The organism is Variovorax sp. dw_308 (assembly GCF_019207085.1).
GTDB lineage: Bacteria > Pseudomonadota > Gammaproteobacteria > Burkholderiales > Burkholderiaceae_C > Variovorax.
The window spans coordinates 64,414-88,419 of record NZ_JAATOM010000003.1; the positions used below are offsets into that span (position 1 = coordinate 64,414).

General features: G+C 67.0%; 24 protein-coding genes. 10 read left to right on the top strand and 14 right to left on the bottom strand.

The window, feature by feature from the left end; genetic code table 11:
* Positions 1–16: 16 nt before the first annotated feature.
* Positions 17–1,195 carry an acetyl-CoA C-acetyltransferase gene (locus tag HCU76_RS06680; protein WP_213957736.1) on the bottom strand — a complete coding sequence of 393 codons (1,179 nt, stop codon included), beginning with the start codon at positions 1,193–1,195 and terminating at the stop codon, positions 17–19.
* 71 nt (positions 1,196–1,266) lie between these two features.
* Positions 1,267–2,976: a class I poly(R)-hydroxyalkanoic acid synthase gene (gene phaC / locus HCU76_RS06685; protein WP_218508837.1), complete on the bottom strand. Its 1,710-nt coding sequence runs from the start codon at positions 2,974–2,976 to the stop codon at positions 1,267–1,269.
* Positions 2,977–3,294: 318 nt separating this feature from the next.
* Between phaC and HCU76_RS06690 the strand changes: the two genes are divergently transcribed.
* Positions 3,295–3,663 carry a hypothetical protein gene (locus HCU76_RS06690; protein ID WP_218508838.1) on the top strand — a complete coding sequence of 123 codons (369 nt, stop codon included), beginning with the start codon at positions 3,295–3,297 and terminating at the stop codon, positions 3,661–3,663.
* Here HCU76_RS06690 and pgeF read toward each other — a convergent pair.
* Together pgeF and maiA are read right to left on the bottom strand one after the other, a co-directional pair.
* Positions 3,595–4,341, bottom strand: a complete 747-nt coding sequence (gene pgeF / locus HCU76_RS06695) for a peptidoglycan editing factor PgeF (RefSeq protein WP_218508839.1) — start codon at positions 4,339–4,341, stop codon at positions 3,595–3,597. The two genes, HCU76_RS06690 and pgeF, sit on opposite strands and share 69 nt — an antisense overlap.
* Positions 4,328–4,969, bottom strand: a complete 642-nt coding sequence (gene maiA, locus HCU76_RS06700; RefSeq protein WP_218509068.1) for a maleylacetoacetate isomerase — start codon at positions 4,967–4,969, stop codon at positions 4,328–4,330. The genes pgeF and maiA overlap by 14 nt, the downstream gene beginning before the upstream one ends.
* A 104-nt stretch (positions 4,970–5,073) precedes the next feature.
* On the opposite strand from maiA, the gene HCU76_RS06705 reads away from it, so the two are divergent.
* The 6 genes from HCU76_RS06705 to HCU76_RS06730 all read left to right on the top strand — a co-directional run bounded on the left by HCU76_RS06705 (position 5,074) and on the right by HCU76_RS06730 (position 10,722).
* Positions 5,074–5,775 (top strand): fumarylacetoacetate hydrolase family protein, encoded by a 702-nt coding sequence (locus HCU76_RS06705; protein WP_218508840.1) that lies wholly within the window; start codon positions 5,074–5,076, stop codon positions 5,773–5,775.
* Positions 5,776–5,782: 7 nt separating this feature from the next.
* Positions 5,783–6,334: an NUDIX hydrolase gene (locus tag HCU76_RS06710; RefSeq protein WP_218508841.1), complete on the top strand. Its 552-nt coding sequence runs from the start codon at positions 5,783–5,785 to the stop codon at positions 6,332–6,334.
* A 32-nt stretch (positions 6,335–6,366) separates the two neighbouring features.
* Positions 6,367–6,846 carry a CreA family protein gene (locus HCU76_RS06715; protein ID WP_213957730.1) on the top strand — a complete coding sequence of 160 codons (480 nt, stop codon included), beginning with the start codon at positions 6,367–6,369 and terminating at the stop codon, positions 6,844–6,846.
* A 22-nt stretch (positions 6,847–6,868) separates the two neighbouring features.
* A complete protein-coding gene (locus HCU76_RS06720) occupies positions 6,869–8,611 on the top strand; it encodes an ABC transporter ATP-binding protein (protein WP_218508842.1) in 1,743 nt (580 codons plus the stop codon).
* A 114-nt stretch (positions 8,612–8,725) separates the two neighbouring features.
* Positions 8,726–9,289: a peptidoglycan DD-metalloendopeptidase family protein gene (locus tag HCU76_RS06725; RefSeq protein ID WP_213957728.1), complete on the top strand. Its 564-nt coding sequence runs from the start codon at positions 8,726–8,728 to the stop codon at positions 9,287–9,289.
* A 101-nt stretch (positions 9,290–9,390) separates the two neighbouring features.
* Positions 9,391–10,722 (top strand): TAXI family TRAP transporter solute-binding subunit, encoded by a 1,332-nt coding sequence (locus HCU76_RS06730; RefSeq protein WP_218508843.1) that lies wholly within the window; start codon positions 9,391–9,393, stop codon positions 10,720–10,722.
* Between the two features lie 13 nt (positions 10,723–10,735).
* Here the strand turns inward: HCU76_RS06730 and HCU76_RS06735 are convergent, their stop codons facing one another.
* The 3 genes from HCU76_RS06735 to HCU76_RS06745 all read right to left on the bottom strand — a co-directional run bounded on the left by HCU76_RS06735 (position 10,736) and on the right by HCU76_RS06745 (position 12,273).
* Positions 10,736–11,257 carry an ankyrin repeat domain-containing protein gene (locus tag HCU76_RS06735; protein WP_218508844.1) on the bottom strand — a complete coding sequence of 174 codons (522 nt, stop codon included), beginning with the start codon at positions 11,255–11,257 and terminating at the stop codon, positions 10,736–10,738.
* 38 nt (positions 11,258–11,295) lie between these two features.
* Positions 11,296–11,769, bottom strand: coding sequence for a hypothetical protein (locus HCU76_RS06740; protein WP_218508845.1), 474 nt, complete (start codon positions 11,767–11,769; stop codon positions 11,296–11,298).
* Between the two features lie 102 nt (positions 11,770–11,871).
* Complete coding sequence (locus HCU76_RS06745; RefSeq protein ID WP_213957724.1) at positions 11,872–12,273, bottom strand: PaaI family thioesterase; 402 nt, start codon at positions 12,271–12,273, stop codon at positions 11,872–11,874.
* A gap of 213 nt (positions 12,274–12,486) precedes the next feature.
* On the opposite strand from HCU76_RS06745, the gene HCU76_RS06750 reads away from it, so the two are divergent.
* Positions 12,487–13,308, top strand: a complete 822-nt coding sequence (locus HCU76_RS06750; RefSeq protein WP_213957723.1) for an alpha/beta fold hydrolase — start codon at positions 12,487–12,489, stop codon at positions 13,306–13,308.
* Between the two features lie 33 nt (positions 13,309–13,341).
* On the opposite strand, the gene HCU76_RS06755 is transcribed toward HCU76_RS06750, so the two are convergent.
* The 5 genes from HCU76_RS06755 to HCU76_RS06775 form a co-directional block, all read right to left on the bottom strand.
* Positions 13,342–14,619: an acyl-CoA dehydrogenase family protein gene (locus HCU76_RS06755; RefSeq protein ID WP_218508846.1), complete on the bottom strand. Its 1,278-nt coding sequence runs from the start codon at positions 14,617–14,619 to the stop codon at positions 13,342–13,344.
* A 13-nt stretch (positions 14,620–14,632) separates the two neighbouring features.
* Positions 14,633–15,004, bottom strand: a complete 372-nt coding sequence (locus tag HCU76_RS06760) for a DUF6285 domain-containing protein (protein ID WP_218508847.1) — start codon at positions 15,002–15,004, stop codon at positions 14,633–14,635.
* Entirely contained in the window at positions 15,004–16,017 is a 1,014-nt protein-coding gene (locus HCU76_RS06765; protein ID WP_218508848.1) for a phosphotransferase family protein, read from the bottom strand. The genes HCU76_RS06760 and HCU76_RS06765 overlap by 1 nt, the downstream gene beginning before the upstream one ends.
* Positions 16,018–16,143: 126 nt before the next feature.
* On the bottom strand, positions 16,144–17,322 hold the full coding sequence (locus HCU76_RS06770; protein ID WP_218508849.1) for an acetyl-CoA C-acetyltransferase: 1,179 nt from the start codon (positions 17,320–17,322) through the stop codon (positions 16,144–16,146).
* A gap of 164 nt (positions 17,323–17,486) precedes the next feature.
* Entirely contained in the window at positions 17,487–18,269 is a 783-nt protein-coding gene (locus tag HCU76_RS06775; RefSeq protein ID WP_218508850.1) for an SDR family NAD(P)-dependent oxidoreductase, read from the bottom strand.
* Between the two features lie 240 nt (positions 18,270–18,509).
* Here HCU76_RS06775 and HCU76_RS06780 point away from each other — a divergent pair, with 240 nt between their 5' ends.
* Together HCU76_RS06780 and HCU76_RS06785 are read left to right on the top strand one after the other, a co-directional pair.
* Positions 18,510–18,887 (top strand): nuclear transport factor 2 family protein, encoded by a 378-nt coding sequence (locus tag HCU76_RS06780; protein WP_218508851.1) that lies wholly within the window; start codon positions 18,510–18,512, stop codon positions 18,885–18,887.
* A gap of 28 nt (positions 18,888–18,915) precedes the next feature.
* The gene (locus HCU76_RS06785; RefSeq protein WP_218508852.1) at positions 18,916–21,588 is read left to right on the top strand and encodes a LuxR C-terminal-related transcriptional regulator; all 2,673 of its coding nucleotides are present in this window, start codon (positions 18,916–18,918) and stop codon (positions 21,586–21,588) included.
* Positions 21,589–21,599: 11 nt separating this feature from the next.
* Here the strand turns inward: HCU76_RS06785 and HCU76_RS06790 are convergent, their stop codons facing one another.
* On the bottom strand, positions 21,600–22,577 hold the full coding sequence (locus tag HCU76_RS06790) for a nitronate monooxygenase family protein (protein ID WP_218508853.1): 978 nt from the start codon (positions 22,575–22,577) through the stop codon (positions 21,600–21,602).
* A gap of 200 nt (positions 22,578–22,777) precedes the next feature.
* A complete protein-coding gene (locus tag HCU76_RS06795) occupies positions 22,778–23,851 on the bottom strand; it encodes a GNAT family N-acetyltransferase (protein ID WP_218508854.1) in 1,074 nt (357 codons plus the stop codon).
* Between the last annotated feature and the right edge of the window lie 155 nt (positions 23,852–24,006).

Sequence of the window (24,006 nt, forward strand, 5' to 3'; positions counted from 1 at the left end):
GCGGGGTTCCCGGAGATCAGCGCTCGATGGTCAGCGCCACGCCCATGCCGCCGCCGATGCACAGCGAGGCAATGCCCTTCTTGGCGTTCTGGCGCTTCATTTCATGCAGCAGGGTGACCAGGATGCGGCAGCCGGACGCGCCGATCGGGTGGCCGATGGCAATGGCGCCGCCGTTCACGTTGACCTTGCTCACGTCCCATCCCATTTCGCGGTTCACCGCGCAGGCCTGGGCAGCGAAGGCTTCGTTGATTTCGAGCACGTCGAGGTCGGCGGCCTTCCAGCCGGCGCGCTGCAACGCCTTGGTCGACGCCGGCACAGGGCCCATGCCCATGATGGCCGGGTCGAGGCCCGCGGTGGCATAGCTGGCAATGCGGCCCAGCGGCGTCAGGCCGAGCGAGGCAGCCTTCTTGGCCGTCATCACCATCACGGCGGCAGCACCGTCGTTGAGACCCGAGGCGTTGCCGGCCGTCACGCCGCCGGCCTTGTCGAAGGCGGGGCGCAAGCCGGCCAGCCCTTCGGCATTGGTCTTGCGGTTGATGAACTCGTCCTTGTCGAAGACGACCGGATCGCCCTTCTTCTGCGGAATGTTCACGCCGACGATTTCTTCCTTGAACTTGCCGGCGTCCTGCGCGGCAGCGGCCTTGGTCTGGCTGCCCAGCGCCAGTTCGTCCTGCGAAGCGCGGTCGATGTTGTACTTCTTGGCCACGTTCTCGGCGGTGATGCCCATGTGGTACTGGTTGTAGACGTCCCACAGGCCGTCGACGATCATGGTGTCGACCAGCTTCCAGTCGCCCATGCGCTGGCCGTTGCGCGAGTTCGGCAGCACGTGCGGCGCCAGGCTCATGTTCTCCTGGCCGCCGGCGATGACGATCTCGCTGTCGCCCGCGCCGATGGCCTGCGCCGCCAGCATCACGGCCTTGAGGCCGGAGCCGCACACGGCGTTGATCGTGAGCGCCGGCGTTTCCTTGGCGCCACCGCTCTTGAGCCAGGCCTGGCGCGCCGGGTTCTGGCCGGCGCCTGCTGCGAGCACCTGGCCCATGATGGCTTCGCCGACCTGGTCCGCCGTGAGGTTGGCGCGCGCCAGCACTTCCTTGATGACGATGGCGCCCAGCTCAGTAGCCGCAATGCCCGCGAGCGAGCCGCCGAACTTGCCGACAGCGGTGCGAGCGGCCGAAACGATGACGATGTCTTCCATGCTATGTACTCCGATGATGATGACTGACTGGACGGTTGAACGGTGGGCTGTACGCTGGGCGCGTCAAAGCCTCACGCCTTGGCCTTGACGTAGCGCCCGGGCGCCGGCTCGGTGGCCTGGTAGGTCTTGCCCTTGCCGTAGGACTTGGGCGCGGGAATCTGCTTGCCGGCATGGCCCTTGAGCCAGGCCGACCAGTCGGTCCACCAGCTGCCGGGATGCTCGGTGGCGCCTTCCAGCCATTCGGGCTGCGTGGCGGGCAGCTTGCCGTCGTCGCGGATCCAGTGGCTGCGCTTCTTCTTGGCCGGCGGGTTGATCACGCCGGCGATATGGCCTGACGCACCCATGACGAAGCGCTTCTTGCCCTTGAGGATCTGCGTCGAGGCATAGGCGCCGCCGATGGGCACGATGTGGTCTTCGCGCGAGCCGTAGATGTAGACCGGCGCCTGGATGGCGCCCAGGTCGACCTTCTCGCCGCACACGGTGAGCGCGCCCGGCACCTTGAGCTTGTTTTCAAGATAGGTGTTGCGCAGGTACCAGGCATAGAACGGCCCGGGCAGGTTGGTCGCGTCGCTGTTCCAGTAGAGCAGGTCGAACGGCGGCGGCGTCTCGCCCTTCAGGTAGTTGCCCACGACGTAGTTCCAGACCAGGTCGTTGGGCCGCAGGAAGCTGAAGGTGGAGGCCAGATCGCCGCCGGCCAGCAGGCCGCCGCTGCCCATCTGCATCTCGCGGTACTGCACCATCTGCTCGTCGATGAAGATGTCGAGGATGCCGGTGTCGGTGAAGTCGAGCAGCGTGGTCAGCAGCGTGACCGAGGCGGCGGGCTGCTCGCCGCGCGCGGCCAGCACGGCCAGCGCGGTGCTCAGGAGCGTGCCGCCCACGCAGAAGCCGAGCGTGTTGATCTTCTCGCTGCCGCCGATCTCCTGGGCGAGATGGATCGCCTTGATCACGGCGTCCTCGATGTACTTGTCCCAGGTGGCGGTGCGCAACGACTCGTCAGGGTTGCGCCAGCTCACCACGAACACGCGGTGGCCCTGCTCGTTCGCATAGCGGATCAGCGAGTTCTCCGGCTGCAGGTCGAGGATGTAGAACTTGTTGATGCACGGCGGGACCAGCAGGAAGGGCTTCTCGTAGACCTTGGCATTGAGCGGCTTGTATTCGAGCAGCTGGAACATCTCATTCTCGAACACCACCGCGCCCTCGGTGGTGGCCACGTTGCGGCCGACCTCAAAGGCGCTCTCGTCGGTCATGCTGAGATGCCCGCGCTTGACGTCGCCCAGCAGGTTCTGCAGACCCTTGCCAATGCTCTCGCCGTTGGTGTCGATGGCACGCTTGATGGCTTCGGCATTGAGCGCGATGTAGTTGCTCGGCGCGGAGGCGGCGGCCCACTGCTCGACCGCGAAGCGCAGGCGCGCGCGGGTCTTGGCATCGCCTTCGACGGCTTCGGCCATGCTCATCAGCGTGCGTGCGTTGAGCAGGTACACCGCGGCGGCGAAGCCGGAAAGCGGGTTGCTGCCCCAGGCCTCGCCGGCAAAGCGCCGGTCGCCGCTCGGCGGGCTGGTGAGGCCCTTGCTCCAGAGCTCCGAGGCCTCCGTCACATACTGCTGCTGCAATTCCTGCAGCTTGCCCGGCGAGAGATTGAACTTGGGCAACGCAGGCATGCCGGGCATCGACATGCCGCCGCTGCCGGTCGCCTGGAAGGACTCCAGCGCCTTGTTCCATCCCTGTGTCAGCGCCTTCTGCATCGACGCGAACGCGTCTGCGGTGGCGGCCTCTTGTGTCATGAAGTCTCCTTGATCTGCGCGGTGGCCCAGACGGTTTTTTGAGTATCCTGCAATCGTTGGCGGGCCCTGGTTCGACCGGTTCGATGCCGCAGAACAACGCGGGGTCTTAGCGCGGTCATCCTACATGCCTTCGCCGACTGCTGTCTCCATTTTGACTACATTGACTCGCACCTCCGAATGCGCTTGCAGCGCGCCACCTGAAGGGTGTGCCCCCGGCGGCCCGGCCCCGCTGGCGCCGCGGGCGCCTCCCCCAAAAAGCGCCGCATTGCTCGCCTCACAAGATGGGCCGGTGGGCCCCAACCTGGATTTCCGACACTCATGTTCGTGCACCTGATCGTCATCGGCTGGCTCTACGTCGTCGTGATGATGGCCGTTGCGGAAGCGACCAATACCAATGGCACGGTGCTGGGCGCTATCGTTACTTTTCTGCTGTACGGCCTGGGGCCGGTCGCACTGGTCGTGTACCTGCTGGGCGCACCGGGCCGGCGCAAGGCCATCAGGGCGCGTGAGCTTGCAGAGCAGGAAGCCGCGCGCCATGCGGCGGCGGCGATGGAGGGAGGCGAACCGGCGGGCGCTACCGTGGGGAAGCCAGCGCCCGGCGGCAGCGAGCGCGCAAGTTCAGCTTCGCCAGATGCAGGCGGCGAAGCGTCCGCTGCTGCCGTCCCGCCGGTGCGAAAAGAACCGTAGCGGCTGGCTGACGGTGCACCACGCGTCGGTGCCGTCGTTGCCATGAATGGACAGCGCGCCCGCGGCCAGCAGCCGCTGGCGCGCGAGGCCCGACAGGTCGGCCAGCCACTTGCCCTCGCTGCCCGCGGGCCTGAAGCATGCGGTGCTGGCCGGGTCATGCGCCTCGAAGACGGCCTTGACCTCGGGGCCGACCTCGAAAGCCGTCGGCCCGATGCACGGGCCGAGCCACGCCATGACCTGCTCCCCTTTTCCGTAAGTCGCAAGCGTCGCCTCCAGCACGCCGGCGGCCAGGCCGCGCCAGCCCGCGTGCGCGGCGGCGACCTGGCGGCCTTCGGCGTCGGTGAACAGCACGGGCAGGCAGTCGGCCACCATGACGGTGCAAGCCAGCCCGGGCTCGGCAGTGACGCAGCCGTCGGCGGTCTCCCCGTCGGCGTCGGCTGCATCGAGCCGGCGCACCGCCACGCCATGCACCTGCTGCAGGAACACCGGACGAACGCCAATCGCGCCCTGCAGCCGACGCCGGTTCTCCGCGACCGCCACGGCATCGTCGCCCACGTGGTCGCCCAAATTCAGGCTCTCGAAGCGCCCCTGCGATACGCCGCCGACCCGTGTCGTGCAGGCGGCCCGTACGCCGGCAGGCGCGGGCCACTGCGGCGCCAGCAGGTCAAGCTTCGGCATCAGGGCAACTCGACGGCTGGGCGCGGCGGAAGGCGTCGAGTTGCATGCAGGTCTCGTAGGCGGCCATGGTGCGCGGCAGGCCGTTCAGGTCGCAATCGAAGCGCTGCGCATTGAAGATCTGCGGCACCAGGCAGCAGTCGGCCATGGTCGGCGTGTCGCCGTAGCAATAGCTGCTGCCGGCCGGCGACTGGGCCAGTTGGCGCTCGAAGGCCTCCAGGCCGACGCGGACCCAATGCCGGTACCAGGCGTTCTTGGCCAGGTCGTCCAGCTTGAGCTCGCGCACCAGGTACTTGAGCACGCGCAGGTTGTTGACCGGATGGATCTCGCAGGCGATCGACTCCGAAAGCGCCCTCACCCGCGCACGACCGACCGGGTCGCGCGGCAGCAGCGGCGGCTCGGGCTGGGTCTCGTCGAGGTATTCCATGATCGCCATCGACTGCGAGAAGCGCTCGCCGTCGTCCTCCAGCATCGGCACCAGCATGTCGGCCGAGATGGCGGCGAAGGGGCCGGTGAGATGGTCGCCGCGCGCGATATGCACGGGGATGTAGTCGTAGGGCAGGCCCTTGAGGTTGAGCGCGATGCGCACGCGATACGACGCCGATGAACGGAAGTAGTTGTAGAGCTTCATCATCGGCCGAGCATAGCGCCCAAGGCCATCGGGAGGCGAGTGGCCGCGCCCTCTGGCACACTGCCGCTTCCTGTTGAACCTGCAGCGTTGAAGGACGAAATTCCATGGCTTCCGAGTACGTATTCCCCCCTGCGCCTGTCGTGTCGATCCCGGTGGTCGGCAGCGGTGCGCGTTTTCCGGTGCACCGTATCTATTGCGTGGGCCGCAACTACGAAGAGCATGCAAAGGAAATGGGCTTCACCGGCCGCGAGCCGCCGTTCTTCTTCATGAAGCCGGCCGATGCGATCGTCGTGGTGGAAGGCGGCCAGACGGGCAGCGCGGCCTACCCGACCTTGACCAAGAGCCTGCACCATGAGATCGAACTGGTCGTGGCCATCGGCACGGGCGGCAAGAACATCCCCGCCGCCGACGCGATGAAGCACATCTACGGCTATGCGGTGGGCCTGGACATGACGCGGCGCGACCTGCAAGGCGAGATGAAGAAGCAGGGCCGCCCCTGGGAGATCGGCAAGGCCTTCGAGCAAAGCGCGCCGATCGGCCCGATCGTGCCGGTGGCCGATGCCGGCGACGTGCAGAACGCCGAGATCTCGCTGCAGGTGAATGGCGCGGACCGGCAGCGCAGCAATGTGAGCAAGTTGATCTGGAACATTGCCGAGACCATCGAGCAACTGTCGGCCGCCTGGGAACTGGCGCCCGGCGACCTGATCTTCTCGGGCACGCCGGAAGGCGTGGCCGCGGTGGTGAGCGGGGACACGCTGGTCGGGTCTATCGGCGGCCTGCCATCCCTCACCGTCAAGATCGACTAGCCGATCCATGTTCCCGCGCATCCCCATCAAACACTGCAAGAACTGCGGCACCGCCGTCGTCTACCGCCTGCCGGATGACGGCGACACCAAGCCGCGCGCGGTGTGCCCCGCCTGCAATACCGTCCACTACGAGAACCCGCTGAACGTGGTGGGCACGATCCCGGTGCTGGGGGACCGGGTGTTGCTGTGCAAACGCAACATCGAGCCGCGCTGGGGCAAGTGGACCTTGCCGGCCGGGTTCATGGAACTCGACGAAACCACCGCCCAGGGCGCGGCCCGCGAAACGGACGAGGAAGCCGGCGCGGAGTACGAGATGCAGGGCCTGTTCGCCGTGATGAGCGTGGTGCGCGTGGGGCAGGTGCACCTGTTCTATCGCGCCAGGCTGCTGAGCGACAAGTTCAATCCGGGTCACGAGACCATCGAGGCCAGGTTGTTCACCGAAGAAGAAATCCCCTGGGACGAAATCGCCTTTCGCACCGTACGCGAGGCGCTGCAGCATTTCTTCGAGGATCGCCGCAAGGGCAACTTCGACCGGGTGCACACCGTCGATATCGTTTGAGTTTGAGTTTGAGTTCGAAGCCTGTCACACACATGAAAACCCTTTCCCTGATTTCGCTGGCGCTCGCTTCGCTGCTGGGCGTGGCCGCGGGCGCGCACGCCGAGACCGTGGGCGATGTCGATACGGCCTTCAAGCTCATCGGCCCCGACCACAAGATCGTGGTCGAGGCCTATGACGACCCGAAGGTCAACGGCGTCACCTGCTATGTCTCACGCGCCAAGACCGGCGGCGTGTCAGGCGCGCTGGGCCTGGCCGAGGACAAGGCGGAGGCCTCGATCGCCTGTCGCCAGGTCGGGCCGATCAGCTTCAAGGAGGCGCTGCCCAAGCGCGAGGAGGTCTACAGCGAGCGCTTGTCCATCATGTTCAAGCGGCTGCGCGTGGTGCGCATGGTGGATGCCAAGCGCAATGCGTTGGTCTACCTCACCTACTCCGACCTGTTGATCGATGGTTCGCCGAAGAACGCCATCACTGCCGTCGCCGTCGATCGCGGCACGGCGATCCCGGTGAAATAACGCGCGACCGGCGCAGCACTCCATGCCTGCGCCCGGCCAACACCCTCTGCGTGTCCTCTATGGCGCCCTGTGGCGCTTTGCAGCCGGCGTCCGTGGGCGGCTGGTGGGCGCGCTGTCGCTGCTCGGCGGATCGCAACTGATCCGGCTGGCCATGCCCTGGCTGGCGGGCAAGGCCATCAATGCCTTGCAGCAAGGCGAGATCGGCACGGCCACGCGCTGGATCCTGCTGCTGGTGTTTGTCTACCTCGTCTCGTGGGGCCTGCACGGGCCGGGCCGGGTGCTGGAGCGCGACGTGGCCGTGCGCGTGCGCGAGACGCTGGCCGACACGCTCTATGCCCGCATCGCCGCCGCGCCGCTGACCTGGCACGACGCGCACCACTCCGGCGAGTTGCAGCACCGCGTGCACCAGGCCGGCCGCGCGCTGTCCGACTTCGCGCAGAACCAGTTCGTCTACCTCGCGAGCGCGGTGACCTTTGTCGGGCCGCTGGTGGCGCTGATGCTGCTGTCGCGCGCCAGCGGCATGCTGGCGCTGGTGGGCTATGTGCTCATCGGGCTGGTGATCCTGCGCTTCGACCGCGCCTTGATGAAGCTGGCCCGCACCGAGAACGATGCGGACCGTCGCTATGTCGCTGCGCTGCTCGACTTCATCGGCAATGCGTCGACGGTGATCGGCCTACGGCTGCAGGCAGCTTCGCGCGTGTTGCTGCGTCGTCGCATGGCGGCGGTGTCGGTGCCGCTCAAGCGCGCGGCGATGCTCAACGAAGGCAAGTGGGCCGCGGTGGAACTGCTGGGGCTCGGCCTGACCTGGGCGCTGGTGCTGATCTACGTATGGCACGAGCGCGCACCGGGCGAGGCGGTGCAGCTGGGCAATGTGTTCATGATCTACCAGTACGCCCAGCAGGCCGCGGCCGTGGTGGGCTCGATGGCGGCCAACTTCCAGAACTTCGCGCGCATGCACACCGACTACCTGAGCGCCGACCCGCTCTGGGCCGCGCCGGGCGACCCGTCGGATGGCCGCAGCGACACCCCCATCGAGCGTGGCGCCGCATGGCAGCGCATCGCCATCCACAACCTGGCCTGGGGCTATGCCGATGCCGCGCGCGGCGGCGGCTTGCGCGACATGGCGCTGGCCCTGCACCGCGGCGAGCGCATCGCGCTGGTCGGCCCGAGCGGCGGCGGCAAGAGCACGCTGCTGCGCGTGCTGGCCGGACTCTACGTGCCGCAGCACGGCAGCCTGCGGCTCGACGGCCACGTGCAGGACTGGGCCGCGCTGCGCCGCCTGGCCACGCTGATCCCGCAGGAGATCGAGGTGTTCGAGGCCAGCGTGCGCGAGAACCTCACCTTCGGCGAGCCCTGCGAAGAGGCCGCGTTGCAGGCCGCCTTGCATGCCAGCGCCTTCGACGAGGTGCTGGTCGCGATGAAGGGCTCGCTCGACACGCCGCTGACCGAGCGCGGCTTCAACCTCTCCGGCGGGCAGCGGCAGCGCCTGTGCCTGGCGCGCGGCGTGCTCGCGGCTGAAGGCAGTTCGCTGCTGCTGCTCGACGAACCCACCAGTGCGCTCGACGCCGCCACCGAGGCCCGTGTGCTGGAGCGGATCGGTGCGGCTTTCCCCGACGCATGCCTCATCGCGTCGATCCACCGGCTCAGCGTGCTGGACCACTTCGACACCGTGGTGCTGATGGAGGCCGGCCGCATCGCCGATGCCGGGCCGCGGGCCGAAGTGTTGCAGCGCCAGCCCCAACTGCGGCACGGATCGAACAGGTAAGAAGAGGTAGTCGCGCCGGGCGGGTGGACGCGAACCACTATATTTCGCTGCTCGCAGCAGCGCGAATGCCACTTTCCAGGGAACGTCGCGCGACGAACAACATACAAACAAGCCATGTCTTTTCCAGCCCTCCTGACCTTCTCATCGCTTTTCCCATCGCTTCGACGCGGGCTCCTCGTCCTCACAATCACCGCCCTCGCCGCTTGTTCCTCCACCCCGCCGCCGCCCGCCAAGGGCAGCCCTCCCGCGCCCGGGACGAGCGGCCCCGCCGCGCCCCCGCCTCCAGCCCCCGCAGCGCCAGCGGCCAAGCCGGCCTTCGTCCGCCCCGCTGCGGGCGAGACGATTGCCAAGTTCAACGGCAAGCAGAACAAGGGCATCGACATTGCCGGCGCACTCGGCGACCCGGTCCTGGCCACGGCCGATGGCCGCATCGTGATCGTCAGCAACGCACTTCGCGGCTACGGCACGATGATCATCATCAAGCACAACGAGACCTACATCTCCGCCTACGCGCACATCGACAAGGCCCTGGTGAAGGAGAACCAGGTAGTGCGGCAGGGCCAGCAGATCGCCGAGATGGGCAAGAGCGGCACGGACCGCGTGAAGCTGCACTTCGAGATCCGCAAGCAGGGCGTGGCGGTGAATCCGCAGCCGTACCTGGACGGCAAGCTGCGATAGCTGCCGACGGCAGGCCGCAGCGACGCCCGGCCGCTCGCAGGCCTCGACACTGCATTCGCCTTCGCGGAGACTACGCGCCGAAGGAGTCTCGAATGCGAGCCATGTCGATTCGCCACCGCCTGCTGTTCTGGGGTGTGCTGGTTGCGGTGCTGACAGCCCTGATCTGGGCGGTGGTGCGCTTCGTGAGCCCCGCGCCGCCGCGCACGCTCGTCATGAGCACGGGTGTGTCCGACGGTGCCTATCACCACTTCGGCGAGCACTACAAGGAGATCCTGCGGGCCAACGGGATCGCACTCGAATTGCGCACGTCCAGCGGTGGTGTCGAGAACCTGCAGCGGCTGAACGACGGCGAGGTGCAGGTCGGTTTCGTGCAGGGCGGCACCGGGCTGCTGGCGCTCGACTACGACGCGTTGCCCAGCGCCACGCCGTTGCGATCACTGGCCACCGTGGCCTACGAGCCGGTCTGGATATTCACGCACTCGCTGGACCTGTCCAAGGGCCTGGGCGCGCTGGCCGGCAAGCGCACGGCCATCGGCGTACCCGGCAGCGGCAACAACAAGGTGGCGCTGCAATTGCTGTCGGTCTACGGCGTGGTCGCCGATGGAACGCAGCCCACGGCCGACGGCACGACCTTCATCCAGGACGGCGGCCTGGCCGTGGTCGACATGCTCGCACGCCACCAGATCGACGCTGCCATCATCATCTCCGCCCCGCAGGCGCCCGCCGTGCAAAAGCTGCTGGCCGACAGTTCGATGCATCTGGCTTCGCTGGAGCATGTGCAGGGGCTGGCGCGTCGCTTCCCTTACTTTCGCCCGGTCGTGCTCAAGCGCGGCTCGGTCGACCCCGGGCGCAACCTGCCGCCGCACGACGTCGACCTGCTGGCGACGACTGCCAACCTGGTCGTGCGCGACGAGTTGCATCCGGCCCTCAGCTACCTGTTGCTGGAGGCCGCGCAGCAGGTGCACAAGCTGCCCACCTTGATCAATCGGCCCAACGATTTCCCGAGCCCCGAGGGCACCGACTTTCCGCTGTCGATCGAGGCGGAGCGCTACTTCAAGAACGGCCGCCCGTTCCTGCAGAGCTACCTGCCCTTCTGGGCGGCGAACTATGTGCAGCGGCTGCTGTTGTTGCTCGTTCCGCTGGCCGCGATCCTGGTGCCCCTGGCGCGCGTGCTGCCTGCGATGGTCTCGTGGCGGCGGCAGAGCAAGATCTACCGGCGCTATGGCGAGCTGAAGTTCCTGGAGGCGGACCTGGCGTCACGCCAGCTCGATGACCAGGAACGACGCAATGCGCGGGCGCAGCTGGACCATATCGAGAAGGAAATCGTCCAGTCCAAGTTTCCGCTGGACTTCTCGGACAAGGTCTACACGCTGCGGCAGCATGTGGACTATGTGCGGGCGCAACTGGCGCGGCAATCGGAGGGGCCGGGGTAGCGGCGGCCCCGTATCAGCGCCTGGACTCGGCCGACTCCAGCAGTTCGAGGACCGCTGTCTTTCGCTTGTCGGTCTGCTGCTTCGCTTCTGCCGCCCTTGCGAGATCCAGCGGCGTCCGGCCAGCGTCATCCTTCACGGCCGGATTCGCCTTGTTGTCGAGCAGCAGGCGAACGGCGTCTTCATCCAGCGCGATGGCGGCAAGGTGCAAGGCGGTCCAATGCGGATTGCTTCGGCTTTCACCAGCAGCATTCGAGTCGCGATGGTCTTGCGCATCGATGTCCAGCCCGGCCTTCAGGTAGTGGCTCAAGAGGCGTTGCGCCTCGGCCTTGTCCTCCATGAACGCCACGAATTGGGCACCGGCCGAATGGTTCATTTTGCGGACCTCGGCGACCGTCGGGTGAAGGCGGTAGAGCGCCTGCCTGCAGGGCCACGCGAGGATTGGGCGCTCCACCTCCAGGCAGATCTGCAACTGCATGGCGTCTCGCTTCAAAACGGAATGAGCGAACAGACCCAACGCTGCGCCGCCAGCGAGCAACGCCACGGCGATGCTCCATCGGACGGCAATTCGACGGCTCAAGCCCGCACCATGACGCCAACCGTTCCTCGCGCAAGGTAGAACGGGGGAAGCTTGCGTCCGCTGACCAGGCCATCGCCGAGCAACTCAAACTGGGTACGGTATTGCCGGGCCACTTCGACACACACGGACTCGTAGATCCTGACCTGCTCCAGGTCTTTCCTTGTTGCGTGCTTGAACCACTGCCTGGCGAACCTCTGCGCGAGTTTTCGACCTGTCTTGGCCAAGCCCTTGCTTGGCATGGCTACGGTTTGCAGCAACGACTCCATGTACCCCATGGCATAGGAGGCGTCGATTGCCGCGACCAGGATACGTTGAGCGAAGCGCCGGGCTTCAGTGTTGGCGGCGAGCCTGGCGATTGAATCAGCGCGTGACGGCCAGAAAAAGGCCAGGACATCTCGTGTGTCACTCTCGTCCAGGACGATATCTGCATCCGCGAAATCTGGCGGACTGACCAGAACTGTCGAAACCATTGAGTACTCTCCCTGTGTGATGGACCCGTGCCCTTGAAAGCGGGGTGCGCTCGTCGGCGCGACGGAATGCTATCAGGGCAATGACGACGTTCTCGACACGCCTCAACCCTTGGCCCGCACCAGTTTCCCCGTCGAAGACGCCCGCGCGCACAGCCGGCCGTCTTGCGCGAACAGGTCGGCCTCGAGGAACACCACGCTGCGGCCCCAGCGCAGGACGCGCGCCTCGACCTCGAAGGTCGACACGTCGACGCGTTCGAGGAAGGTCACCTTGAGTTCCAGGCTTGCGAGCCCGGCATCGGGTTCGCGCGACATCACCGCAAAGGCCATCGAGCAGTCGAGCCAGGCGGTGATGATGCCGCCCTGAACCACGGTGCCGTTGGTGTGGGCGAACTCGGGTCGGGCGTTGAAGCGCACGCGGGCCATGCCGACTTCGGCATTGCTGTGAAGGAGTTCGGTAAAGCCGATGGCGTGCATCAGGCCGGTGGGAAATTTTTGCTTGTCCATGATGGGGTGGTTGGCGCCGACTGAGAGCGGCCATGCTACGCGGCAGGCCGGGCGGCGACGGACACGATGGCGACTGCGGAGACATCGCATTGGCGGCGGTCGACTGCGCCGGAACCGTGACACCTGCACGGGAACGCGTTTTGCTTCAAGCTCGGCGTGCCGCAACGGCACATGCCAGTTTCCAAAACTCAACCATTTCCCAAGGACGCACAGATGAGCACGATCACGACCGAGGACGGGACCCAGATCTACTACAAGGATTGGGGCACCGGGCAGCCCATCGTCTTCTCGCATGGCTGGCCGTTGTCGGCAGACGACTGGGACGGGCAGATGCTGTATTTCCTCCAGCAAGGCTATCGCGTGATCGCGCACGACCGGCGCGGCCACGGGCGGTCCAGCCAGACATCGGGCGGCAACGAGATGGACACCTATGCAGACGACCTGGCCGCACTGACGGAGGCACTGAACCTCAAGGACGCGATCCACGTCGGCCATTCGACGGGCGGTGGCGAGGTGGCGCGCTACCTCGGCCGGCATGGCACCAAGCGCGTGGCCAAGGGCGTGCTGATCGGCGCGGTGCCGCCGCTCATGCTCAAGACCGCCTCCAACCCCGGTGGCCTGCCGATCGAGGTGTTCGATGGCATCCGTGCCGGCGTCGCGGCCAACCGCGCCGAGATCTATCGCGACTTCACGCTGCCCTTCTATGGCTACAACCGGCCCGGCGCGAAGATCTCCCAAGGCATCCGCGACCATTGGTGGTTCCAGGGAATGATGGGATCGATCCTGGCCCACTACGAATGCGTGAAGGCCTTCTCGGAGACCGACTTCACCGAGGACCTGAAGAAGATCGACGTGCCGATGCTGGTCATGCACGGCGACGACGACCAGATCGTGCCGTACGAGGATGCCGCGCTGTTGTCGGCCAAACTGCTGAAGAACGCCACGCTGAAGATCTACCCCGGCCTGCCGCACGGGATGTGCGCGACGCATCCGGAGATCATCAATCCGGACTTGCTGGCGTTCTTCAAGTCATAGGATTGCTTCCCCGGAGGTGCATCGGGGCCGGGTTCAATGCTTGCCGGCCCCCATGTAGCCGAACAGGTGCCCGGCTACCTTGCGCATCTGGATCTCTTCCGACCCCTCGGTGATGCGGTAGCGACGGTGGTGGCGGTAGATGTGCTCGAATGGCTTGTGGCGGGAATAGCCGAGCCCGCCGTGCACCTGCATCGCCCGGTCCGCCGCCTCGCAACACAGGCGGTTGGCCTGGTAGTTGCACATCGAGACCTTGTCGGACAGCCGTTTCTCCACCTCGGGCTTGGGCATCTGGTCCATCTGCCAGGCGGTCTTGCGGATCAGGAGGCGCAGCATCTCGATCTGCGTGGCCAGTTCGACCAGCGGGAACTGGATGCCCTGGTTGCGCGCCAGTTGCTCGCCGAAGGGCTTGCGCTCGCGCGCGTACTTGACGCTTTCGCGCACGCAGTAGTCGGCCGCGCCAAGGCTCGATGCGGCCTGCCGGATGCGGTTCTCGTGCACGAAATGCTGGGCCAGCGCCAGGCCGCCGTCGAGCTTGCCGAGCACCGCCGAATCCGGAACCCACACCTTGGTGAAGCTCACGCGCGGATGATCGGTCGGCATGTTGAAGGTCCAGAGGTACTCCTCGATCTTCACGCCTTCGGCATGCGCCGGCACCAGGAATGCGCTGATGCCGCGGGCCTCGCCGTCGCGACCGCTGGTGCGCGCGAACAGCACGCAGTGCGTGGCGGTGTGCATGCCGGTGGTCCACATCTTCTCGCCGTCGATGCGAAAGCCGGGCTGGCCGTTGCGCACCTCGGGCACGGCGCGCGTCTCCATGTGCGTGGCATCCGATCCATGCTGCGGCTCGGTCAGGCCGAAGGTCAGGCGCACGCGCTCCTCCAGCATGCCCGGGATCAGTTCGTCGCGATGCGCTGGCGAGCAGAGGTCGCGGATGGCCAGCACGAAGGGGTTGTTGGCGACGATGGAATGCTCGTTCTGCAGGTCGTTGTGCAGGCCCAGCCCGCGCGCGGCAAAGTGCTCGCGGATGACGGCCATCCACAGATTGCTGCCATTGCGCCCGCCGAATTCCGCCGGCAGGCCGAAGCGCAGGTGGCCGGCCCGGTCGGCGCGCCGGCGTGCCTCGGCCAGCAGCGCCTCCCATTCGGGGCGCGGCAGGCCGCCGTTGTCAAAGTCGGTGCGGGCCCATTCGCGGCGATGGTCGAAGAAGCGCTCGTTGTCGTCCTGCGCCTGCAGCGGTGCGATCTCGCGGTCGATGAAGTCGTCGAGCTCGGCCAAGTACGCGACGAGGTCGGGGGGCAGGTCGAAGTCCATCTTTTGTCTCTTCTCAGCGTTTGTCGTTGTTGTCGTAGCCGGGCTGGTCGATGGCCAGCTTGTCGCGTGCGGTCTGGCGCAGGTGCTCGGCGAGGCCGGGCGTGGCCAGGGTCATGGCGCCCGATGCAATTCGCGCGCAGAGCAGGCGGTTGGCCTCGGCCAAATCCGCGGGCATGTCCGCGCCGAGCAAGGCGCGCAGGCGGACCCTCTCGCGTGCGTTGGCCTCGGGCGCCAGACTCAGTTCGCGCTGCACGATGTCGAGTGCGTTGGCGGCCACGCGCGCATGGAAGGGCACGGCGGCGCCACCTGTGGACGTCACTACCTGCTCGCGCAGGAAGGCGGCGACGGCCTCGATCAATTCGGCGGCGGCGGGTGGGTCTTGCATCACGCTTCTCCTTCCGGCGCCAGCAGCGCCAGCAGGTCCGATTCAGCCTCCGATGCGCGCCGGCCGATCACGGCCTTCTCGACGTCGCGCTCGCGTCCGCTGCGCCAGGCCTGCAGCATCGTCCCGCAGATGACGCCCCACTTCAGCGAGCCCATGACTTCCCACCAGCGCACGCGGTCGACATCGACGACGCCGCCTTCGCTGGCATAGCCTTCCAATAGTTGCTCGCGCGTGCCGAATCCGCCCACCGGAAGCTGGCCGTTGCCGAAGCGCCAGGAGCGCACGCACATCCAGCCCAGGTCTTCCATCGGATCGCCGAGGTGCGCCAGTTCCCAATCGAGCACGGCGCGCAGTCCCTCTTCGCCGACGATGAGGTTGCCGTTGCGGTAGTCGCCGTGCACGAGCGCCGGCATGTCCATGTCCGCCGGTGCATGCGCGCGCAGCCACTGGAAGGCGATCTCGAACACCGGGCGCGGCGTGCCATGGCCTCGGTGGATCTCGATCTGAAAGTCCAGTTCGGCGCATGCGTCGGCGCGTCGCAACGGCGGGAGACCATTGACGGGCAGTCGATGGATGCGCGCCAGCGCCGCGCCGCATTGGTAAGCCAGCACGTGGCGCGCGTCGGTGAGGCGGGCCTCGCGCACGATGCGACGGCCCAGCGTCTCGCCTTCGATGCGATCCATGATGAAGCCATCGCCCAGGCCATCGGACGCGCGCAGGACGTGGCGCACGCCGGGAACCGGCACGCCGCCAGCACGTGCGACCTCGATGAGCTGCGCCTCGGCCGCGAGGCCCGCCGACCCCATGGCGCGTTCGCCCGTGGCGTCGGCTGCGCGGCGCAAGATGAGAGGCCAAGTCTGCGCGCCCGCATCGACTTCAAAAGCCCAGGTCTGTTGGCTTGCCCCGCCGGACAAGCGGCGCACGTCACGCACCGCCGCGCCGCCAGGCACCAGCGTGGCCGCGAACGCTTGCAGCCCATCCACGACCCGCTTCGACTCATCGCGCACAAGCATCTCCCTCTTCAAACCACGCGCAAGTCAAATCTGTCGAAATCGGCGCGAGGCAAGGCGCAAAGCACAGCCATACAGGCAGTATGGCGAGCATTTGCAACGCCGCATCGCGTCGATTCTCGACAGATTTCAGAGGCGTTCGATGATGGTGACGTTGGCCATGCCGCCGCCCTCGCACATGGTCTGCAAGCCGTAGCGCTTGCCGCGCTGGCCGAGCGCATGCACCAGCGTCGTCATGAGCTTGGTGCCGGACGCGCCGAGCGGGTGCCCCAGCGCAATCGCGCCGCCGTTCACGTTGAGCCGCTCCGGGTCGGCGCCCGTGACCTGCAGCCATGCGAGCGGCACCGGCGCAAAGGCTTCGTTGACCTCGAACAGGTCGATGTCATCGATCTTCAGGCCGGCCTTCTGCAACGCGCGCTGCGTGGCGGGAATCGGCGCCTCCAGCATGATCACCGGGTCATGCCCCATCACGCTCAGGTGGTGGATGCGTGCCAGCGGCTTCACGCCCAGCGCCTTGAGGCCGCGTTCGTTGACCACCATCACGCCGCTGGCGCCATCGCAGATCTGGCTGGCCGTCGCGGCCGTGCAGCGGCCGCCTTCGGCGATAAGCTTGACGCTGGCAATGCTCTCCAGCGTCGCCTCATAGCGGATGCCTTCGTCCGCCGTGTGCATCTCGCCGGGCTCGGTGCCATCGGCCATGCGAACGGACACAGGCAGGATCTCTCGCTCGAAGGCGCCCGCGCGGGTCGCCGCAATGGCGCGTTGATGGCTCTGCAGCGCATAGCGGTCAAGCGCTTCCTTCTCCAGGCCGTAGTTCCTGGCGATCATCTCGGCGCCGGTGAACTGGCTGAACTCGACGTTGCCATAGCGCGCCTTCATGGCGGGGCTCATATAGTTGCCCAGCCCGGCCTTCGCTGCCAGCGCAACGGTCATGCCCATGGGCACGCGCGTCATGCTTTCCACGCCGGCGGCGATCACCACGTCCTGGGTTCCCGACATCACGGCCTGCGCCGCGAATTGCAGCGCTTGCTGCGACGAGCCGCATTGGCGATCGACCGAGGTGCCCGGCACCGACTCGGGCAGGCGCGAGGCCAGCACGGCGTTGCGCGCGACGTTCACCGCCTGCTCGCCGCCCTGCATCACGCAACCCATGATGACGTCTTCCACGAGCGCGGGGTCGGCTCCCGTGCGCGCGACCAGCGCGTCGATCACCTGTGCGGCCAGGTCGACCGGATGCCAGCCGGACAGGCGGCCGTTGCGGCGCCCGCCTGCGGTGCGGACGGCTTCGACGATATAGGCTTCAGGCATGTTGTTTCTCCAGATTGATTCAAGGGGTCAAAAGACAAAATTCAGAACGCAGAAGTCGCAAAGGTTTCGCAGAAGTCGCAAAAGGACTTCCCAAACTTTTTCTTGGATTTCCTTTTGCGTCCTTTGCGTAACCTTCGCGTCCTCTGCGTTCGGCTGTCCGCTTTCTAGCGGGGTGCCATACGGATCGCGCCGTCCAGCCGGACGCTCTCGCCATTCATGTACCCGGTGGTGATCATGAACTCCGCCAGCGTCGCATATTCCTCCGGCCGGCCCAGCCGCTTCGGAAACGGCACCGACGCGGCCAGCGCCGCCTTCACGTTGTCCGGCGCGCCTTGCAGCAGCGGCGTGTCGAAGATGCCCGGCAGGATCGTGTTGACCCGGATGCCTTCACCCATCAGGTCGCGCGCGATCGGCAGCGTCATGCCCACGATCCCTGCTTTCGAAGCGGTGTAGGCCGCCTGCCCCATCTGCCCGTCCTGCGCCGCCACCGAGGCGGTGTTGACGATGGCGCCGCGTTCGCCGTCTTCCAGCATGTCGAGCGTGAGCATGCCGGCGGCCGACTTGGCGATGCAGCGAAACGTGCCGACCAGGTTGATCTGGATGATGCGGTCGAAGTTGGCCAGCGGAAAGTGCTTGATCTCGCCCGTGGTCTTGTCGCGGCTCGCCGTCTTCACCGCGTTGCCGGTGCCGGCGCAGTTGACCAGCACGCGCTCCTGGCCATGGGCCGCGCGCGCCTTGACGAAGGCGGCGTCGACCTGCTCGTCGGAAGTCACGTCGACCTTGCAGAACACGCCGCCGATCTCGGCGGCCACGGCCTCGCCCTGGGCTTCGTTGAAGTCGAACAGCGCAACCTTCACGCCGCGCTTGGCGAGGCGCCGCGCGGTGGTGGCGCCCAGGCCGGAAGCGCCGCCGGTGACGATGGCTGCAATGGTGGAGTCGAGTTGCATCAGTTGTCCTTGGTTGTCTCTGCGTGGCCGGGTGCGCCGGCATGGTCTCCCAGTCTAGTGAGACGAGGGGGAACCGGCATCGTCCGAATCGACGAATCCGGTCAGGCGAAGCCGGTGCGCGAAGCGTCGGGCCGCTCGCGACAATCGGCAGTTCCCGTTCCGGCGCCGGCCGGATTCACGCGCCAAGATGCGTACCATGCGTCGCTGACGCGCGCGAACGGACCCAGAAGGAGGCCGACGATGGAAGAGCACGACATTCAAGCAGCCATTGATCGACATTGGGCTGCATCCGCTGCGGGCGACCAGGTTGCCGAGCACGAGATCTATCACGACGATGCCGTGTGCGAGTACCCGCAATCCGGCGAGGTCATCCGTGGCCGACACAACCTGCAAGCGCTTCGCAGCCATCACCCTGGAAGACCATCGGGATTCGAAGTCCGCAGGATCGTAGGACAGGGCAATTTGTGGGTGACCGAGTACGTGATCACCTACGGGGGCAAAAGGGCTTACACCGTGAGCCTCATGGAATTCCGTGACGGAAAGGTGTCGCACGAGACGCAGTACTTCGCCGATCCCTTCGACGCTCCCGCCTGGCGCGCGCAGTGGGTCGAGCAGTAGGCGCTTGCGGGTAAATTCAACCCCGCGCATGCTGCCTCCCCACCCCACTTCCCCCCGGATCCTCGAAACAAAGCTGAACCCGCCGGCGTTCGCCGTCACACAAGTGGCGCGCCGCGCGATCAGCGACGAGGTCGCCGCGTCCGCGGTCAAGCTGGTGCTGGTGCGCGCGCCGGCCGGCTTCGGCAAGACCACGGCGATGGCGCAGATGCGGGCGCGCATGGAAGCACAAGGCCTGGCGTGCGCCTGGCTCACACTGGACCGCGCCGACAACGACGTCTCGCGCTTCCTGGCGTGCCTGGCCGAGGCCGTGCAGCGCCTGGGCGCCGATGAAGCCGATGACGACAGCGGCCCCTTCGATGCGGTGGCCGCGCTGGCTTCGATCGATGCGCCCTTCGCCCTCTTCCTCGATGACTTCGAGGTGGTGCAGGAACCCGCGGTGCTGGGGTTTGTGCGTGAACTCATCGAGCAGCTGCCGCGTCGCGGACACGTGGTCATCGGCTCGCGCGGCCTGCCCGACCTGGGGCTCGGGCGTCTGCGCGCACGCGGCCAATTGCTGGAGATCGACACCGACCGGCTGCGCTTCACGCTCGAGGAAACCAACGCCTTCTTCGGCCAGCGCGCGCTCGACGCACTGCCGCCCGACATGCTCTCGCAACTGCACCGCAAGACCGAGGGCTGGGTCGCGGCGATCTGGCTGGCTTCGATGGCGCTGGAGCGGCATGGGGTGGAGACCGGCTTCGTCGAGCGCTTCTCGGGCTCGGACCGCGCCGTGGCCGACTACCTCGCGGAAGACGTGCTGGCGCACCAGCCGCCGGAGATCCGCGACTTCCTGCTGCGCACCAGCATCCTGCGGCAGCTCGACGCGTCGGTCTGCCAGGCGCTCAATCCGCGCGCCGACAGCGCCGCCCTCCTGGAGCGCCTGGCCGCGTCCAACCTGTTCATCACGCCGGTCACGGGCGAGGGCCGCGCCTGGCGCTATCACAGCCTGTTCGGCGACTTCCTGCGTGCCCGGCTGGCGGCGGAGATGCCCGACGAGATGGCACGGTTGCACCTGGCCGCATCGGCCTGGTACGAATCGCAGGGCCGTCCGGTGCCGGCCATCGACCATGCGATCGAAGGCGGCGACCATCCGCATGCGCTGACGCTGCTCGCGACCTGGGCCGGGCAGTTCCTGGAGCAGGGCCGCATGCGCATGCTGTCGCGCTGGTTCGCGGCCATTCCCGCGCGCCAGTTGCGCGCGCAGCCGATGCTGCAACTGATCGCGCTGTGGGCCGCATGCTTCACCCGCGGCCCGTGGGACGCGATGCGCAAGCTCGAGCAATCGGGCTGCACCGACAGCACCATCGCCGAGGTGCGCGCCGGCGCGCACACGCTCTATCCGCTGCTGCTGGCGATGCAGGACCGCTACGACGAGGCCTACGCAGCCGGCCGCGATGCCCTGGCCCGCCTGCCGACCGGCATCCCCTTCGCCGACAGCGCACTGCTCAACGCCATGGCCAACGTGCTGGCGGTGATGGGCGACCAGCACGAGTCACAGCGCATGCTCGACGCGGCGCGCAGCCGGCAGGGCCACAGCCATTTCAACCGCATGTATTCCGAGTCCCTGGAAGGCCTGCTCGACCTGCAGGGCGGACGGCTGCGGCAGGCCACGGCGCGCTTCCGGATGGCGGTCGATTCCACGCATGCGGTCACCTACAACCACAGCCACGGCAATGCCTGGGCCGGCGTGCTGTATGCGGGCGTGGTCTACGAGGCCAACCAGTTGACGCAGGCCGATCACCTGCTCAACACCTACCTGCCGCTGGCGCGCGACGTGGGCCTGCCCGACCATATGATCCTGAGCCATGTCATGCGATCGCGCATCGCGTTCCATGCGGGCGACATCGACGCGGCCTTCCTCGCGCTGACCGAACTCGAATACCTCGGCCATGAGCGCCAGTTGCCGCGCGTGGTGGCGGGGGCCAAGCTGGAGCGTTCGCGCATCCTGCTGCTGCAGGGCAACGGGCCGGCCGCGCGCGACGAACTCGCGCGCGCGGACGACCCCGCGTTGTGGGCACGCGAACGCCGCCAGCGCCTGCCGGCGCACGACCTCGACTACCTTGCGCTGGCGCAGGCGCGCTGGCAGATCGCGTTCGGCGATGCGCGTGCCGCGCTGTCCACGCTGGATGAGGAGATCCGTTCGGCGAATGAATCCGGCCGCCATCGCCGCGCGCTCAAGCTGCGTGTTCTGCGGGCGCTGGCCTTGCATCGCGCAGGCGACGTGACGGCGGCTGTCGACGAGATGGGCGCCGCGCTGCAGGCCGCGAGCCAGGAGGGCTTCATGCGCCTGATCCTGGACGAAGGTCCGGCCGTCGGCGCGCTGATCCAGAGCCATGCCGCTGCAACGCGGGCGCAGGCCGCGCACGGCGATCCGATCCTCGCGGACTACCTCCAGCGCCTGCTTCAGGCCATGGGCCCGATGGCGCCGCCCGACATCGAAGCGCCCGCGCCCGGCGCCGAACTCGCCGAACCGCTCACCCGCAAGGAAATCCACGTGCTGCAACTGCTGGCAGAAGGCTATTCGAACGGCGCGATGGCGGAGAAGCTCTTCGTCTCCGACAGCACCGTGCGCACGCACCTGCGCAACATCAACATGAAGCTGGACGCGAAGAGCCGGACGCAGGCGGTGGCGATTGCGCGGAAGGTGGGCGTGATCCGGTAACGAGGGCGCGCTCAGCCCGCGGCGAAGCGCGCCAGGCGCCCGCCGATGATCTCCTCGGCCTCGCGCATGATGCGGTCGATCAACTGCTTGACGGTCGGCACATCGCTGATCAGGCCGGCCACCATGCCGCACGACCATGCGCCGGCATCCATCGCGCCGTCCTTCATGATCTTCGGATAGACACCGGCGACCTCGTCGATGATGTCCTCGAACTTCAGCGCGGCACCCAGCGTCTTTTCCTTCTCGATCAGGCGATCGACCGCGTCGTTGCGGAGCACGCGCTCGGTGTTGCGCAGCGAGCGCATCACGAGTCGGGTGTCGAGTTCGCTTGCGGCCACGATGGCCTGCTTGACGTTCTCGTGCACGGGCGCCTCCTGCGTCGCGATGAAGCGCGTGCCCATGTTCATGCCCTCGGCGCCCAGCGCGAGCGCGGCGACCAGCGAGCGGCCATCCGCCATGCCACCCGAGGCGACGAACGGGATCTTCAATGCCTCGGCCGCGCGCGGCAACAGGATGAAGTTGGGCACGTCGTCCTCGCCCGGATGGCCGCCGCATTCGAAGCCGTCGACGCTGACGGCATCGCAGCCGATCGACTCGGCCTTCAACGAGTGGCGCACCGATGTGCACTTGTGGATCACCTTGATGCCCGCCTCGTGCAGCGCAGGCAGCCACTTCTGTGGATTGTTGCCAGCCGTCTCGACGGCCTTGATGCCGCCGTCGATGATGGCGCGGATGTAGCCGGGGTAATCGGGCGACGTCACGGTCGGAAGGAAGGTGAGATTCACGCCGAAGGGCTTGTCCGTCATCTCGCGGCAGCGCGCGATTTCCTGCGCGAGCAACTCCGGCGTGCGCTGCGTCAGGCCGGTGATGATGCCGAGGCCGCCGGCGTTGGACACGGCCGCCGCGAGTTCGGCAAAGCCGACGTAGTGCATGCCGCCCTGGATGATGGGATGCTCGATGCCGAAGAGTTCAGTGATGCGGGTCTTCATGAAGGTCGTGTCTCGCTGGGATGTGTGAATGTGTGGATGTGTGAGATGGGCGGCGCGACGGACGCGCGACCCACGAGCGTAGCGCCGCGAAATCCGGAATCGGGGTCTCCGATGTGACGCGACGGCAGCACATTGAGAAACCGAGGCCCTGCGCGGCAGAAGGTCGCGCTACGCCTCGCAGGATCGATACCGCATCGGCGTCACGCCAATCGCCGCGCCAGATGCGCCCGCAACGTGGCGAGGTCGATCTGGTAGGTGACGTCCTCCTTGTGCACGGCGAACCCGAGGCGGTTGTTGATCGACAGCATGGCCGCGTTGACCACGGCGTTGTGCGTGAGCACCGTCCTCACGCCCGGGTCGCTCGCGCGCACGAGTTCCAGCATGCGTGCCTTGACGGCCTTGGCCAGTCCGTGGCCGCGCCATGGCCGCGCTACCGCGGTGAGCTGCTGGTACAGGCGATCCGGGAAGCGCGCGTCCCAGGTCGCGTCGCACATGGCGGCGACCCTCTGCTCCCCATCGCGCAGCAGCACGAGGAAGTGGTCGCCGCCGCGGCGGTCGAGGTCCGCGTACCAGCTTTCGTAGTCCTTCATCTCGTAGCGTATGCGGGGGATGTCCAGCCTGCCGAGCGGCTGGTCGTTGATCAGCTCGGTGAAGGGGTCCATCAGCGGGGCCAGGGTTTGCATCGGCACGCGTCCGCCGTGCACTTCCCAATGCAGGCCCGCAGCGGCAAGCCCGGCCGGCCGGGCCCAGCGCGTCAGCATCTCCCAGTCCAGCCGATCGAAGGGCGAGCGGTTCTCGAACATGCGCAACTTGCAGATGGCGCCGATGCCTGCCATCCACACATGCGAATCAGGCAGGTGGGCCTTGGCGGTGGCCGTGTGCTTGCCATGGACTTCCATGAAATCGACCAGGCCCGCCAGCAGCGCCCGGCCCACGCCGCGCCGGCGCAGCGCCTGCGCGACCCCGCCGGCAACGTCCACGTAGCCGGCATGGTCCTCGCTGCCGGGGGAACCGGCGCGACGATAGTTCAGCACCATGATTCCCGCGATCGCGTCGTCGTGCACGGCGAGCACGCGTCGTGTCTCCACGAGCGGGCGGATGACACGAAGCTCGGATTCGAAATCCGCATCGGACATCACGGGCTCGCCGGGGAAGTCCTCCTGGCTGCGCAGGCGACGGAATGCATGCAGCGCCTGCCACTGCGATGCGCTGGCCTCTCGTGGTTCGAAGGGACGAAGTTCTGCCTTGGCCGAATGGCCGGAAAAATAAGACATGAGTGCCTTGAGTGTTCGATGCCGAAAACGTCGCGGGCAATGCCGCGACGACTTGGAGGGCGACTCAGGCGGTAGGGGAGCGTCAGGCCAGGCGCAAGGGCGCAGTGGTCAATTCAGATGCTCGCGATCCACCGGATGAGCGCGGAGGTTGGGGT

Coding starts and splice junctions, on each gene's coding strand:
- HCU76_RS06680 (WP_213957736.1), bottom strand. CDS start 1,195: ATGGAAGACATCGTCATCGTTTCGGCCGCTCGCACCGCTGTCGGCAAG.
- phaC (WP_218508837.1), bottom strand. CDS start 2,976: ATGACACAAGAGGCCGCCACCGCAGACGCGTTCGCGTCGATGCAGAAG.
- HCU76_RS06690 (WP_218508838.1), top strand. CDS start 3,295: ATGTTCGTGCACCTGATCGTCATCGGCTGGCTCTACGTCGTCGTGATG.
- pgeF (WP_218508839.1), bottom strand. CDS start 4,341: ATGCCGAAGCTTGACCTGCTGGCGCCGCAGTGGCCCGCGCCTGCCGGC.
- maiA (WP_218509068.1), bottom strand. CDS start 4,969: ATGAAGCTCTACAACTACTTCCGTTCATCGGCGTCGTATCGCGTGCGC.
- HCU76_RS06705 (WP_218508840.1), top strand. CDS start 5,074: ATGGCTTCCGAGTACGTATTCCCCCCTGCGCCTGTCGTGTCGATCCCG.
- HCU76_RS06710 (WP_218508841.1), top strand. CDS start 5,783: ATGTTCCCGCGCATCCCCATCAAACACTGCAAGAACTGCGGCACCGCC.
- HCU76_RS06715 (WP_213957730.1), top strand. CDS start 6,367: ATGAAAACCCTTTCCCTGATTTCGCTGGCGCTCGCTTCGCTGCTGGGC.
- HCU76_RS06720 (WP_218508842.1), top strand. CDS start 6,869: ATGCCTGCGCCCGGCCAACACCCTCTGCGTGTCCTCTATGGCGCCCTG.
- HCU76_RS06725 (WP_213957728.1), top strand. CDS start 8,726: ATGTCTTTTCCAGCCCTCCTGACCTTCTCATCGCTTTTCCCATCGCTT.
- HCU76_RS06730 (WP_218508843.1), top strand. CDS start 9,391: ATGTCGATTCGCCACCGCCTGCTGTTCTGGGGTGTGCTGGTTGCGGTG.
- HCU76_RS06740 (WP_218508845.1), bottom strand. CDS start 11,769: ATGGTTTCGACAGTTCTGGTCAGTCCGCCAGATTTCGCGGATGCAGAT.
- HCU76_RS06745 (WP_213957724.1), bottom strand. CDS start 12,273: ATGGACAAGCAAAAATTTCCCACCGGCCTGATGCACGCCATCGGCTTT.
- HCU76_RS06750 (WP_213957723.1), top strand. CDS start 12,487: ATGAGCACGATCACGACCGAGGACGGGACCCAGATCTACTACAAGGAT.
- HCU76_RS06755 (WP_218508846.1), bottom strand. CDS start 14,619: ATGGACTTCGACCTGCCCCCCGACCTCGTCGCGTACTTGGCCGAGCTC.
- HCU76_RS06760 (WP_218508847.1), bottom strand. CDS start 15,004: ATGCAAGACCCACCCGCCGCCGCCGAATTGATCGAGGCCGTCGCCGCC.
- HCU76_RS06765 (WP_218508848.1), bottom strand. CDS start 16,017: ATGCTTGTGCGCGATGAGTCGAAGCGGGTCGTGGATGGGCTGCAAGCG.
- HCU76_RS06770 (WP_218508849.1), bottom strand. CDS start 17,322: ATGCCTGAAGCCTATATCGTCGAAGCCGTCCGCACCGCAGGCGGGCGC.
- HCU76_RS06775 (WP_218508850.1), bottom strand. CDS start 18,269: ATGCAACTCGACTCCACCATTGCAGCCATCGTCACCGGCGGCGCTTCC.
- HCU76_RS06780 (WP_218508851.1), top strand. CDS start 18,510: ATGGAAGAGCACGACATTCAAGCAGCCATTGATCGACATTGGGCTGCA.
- HCU76_RS06785 (WP_218508852.1), top strand. CDS start 18,916: ATGCTGCCTCCCCACCCCACTTCCCCCCGGATCCTCGAAACAAAGCTG.
- HCU76_RS06790 (WP_218508853.1), bottom strand. CDS start 22,577: ATGAAGACCCGCATCACTGAACTCTTCGGCATCGAGCATCCCATCATC.
- HCU76_RS06795 (WP_218508854.1), bottom strand. CDS start 23,851: ATGTCTTATTTTTCCGGCCATTCGGCCAAGGCAGAACTTCGTCCCTTC.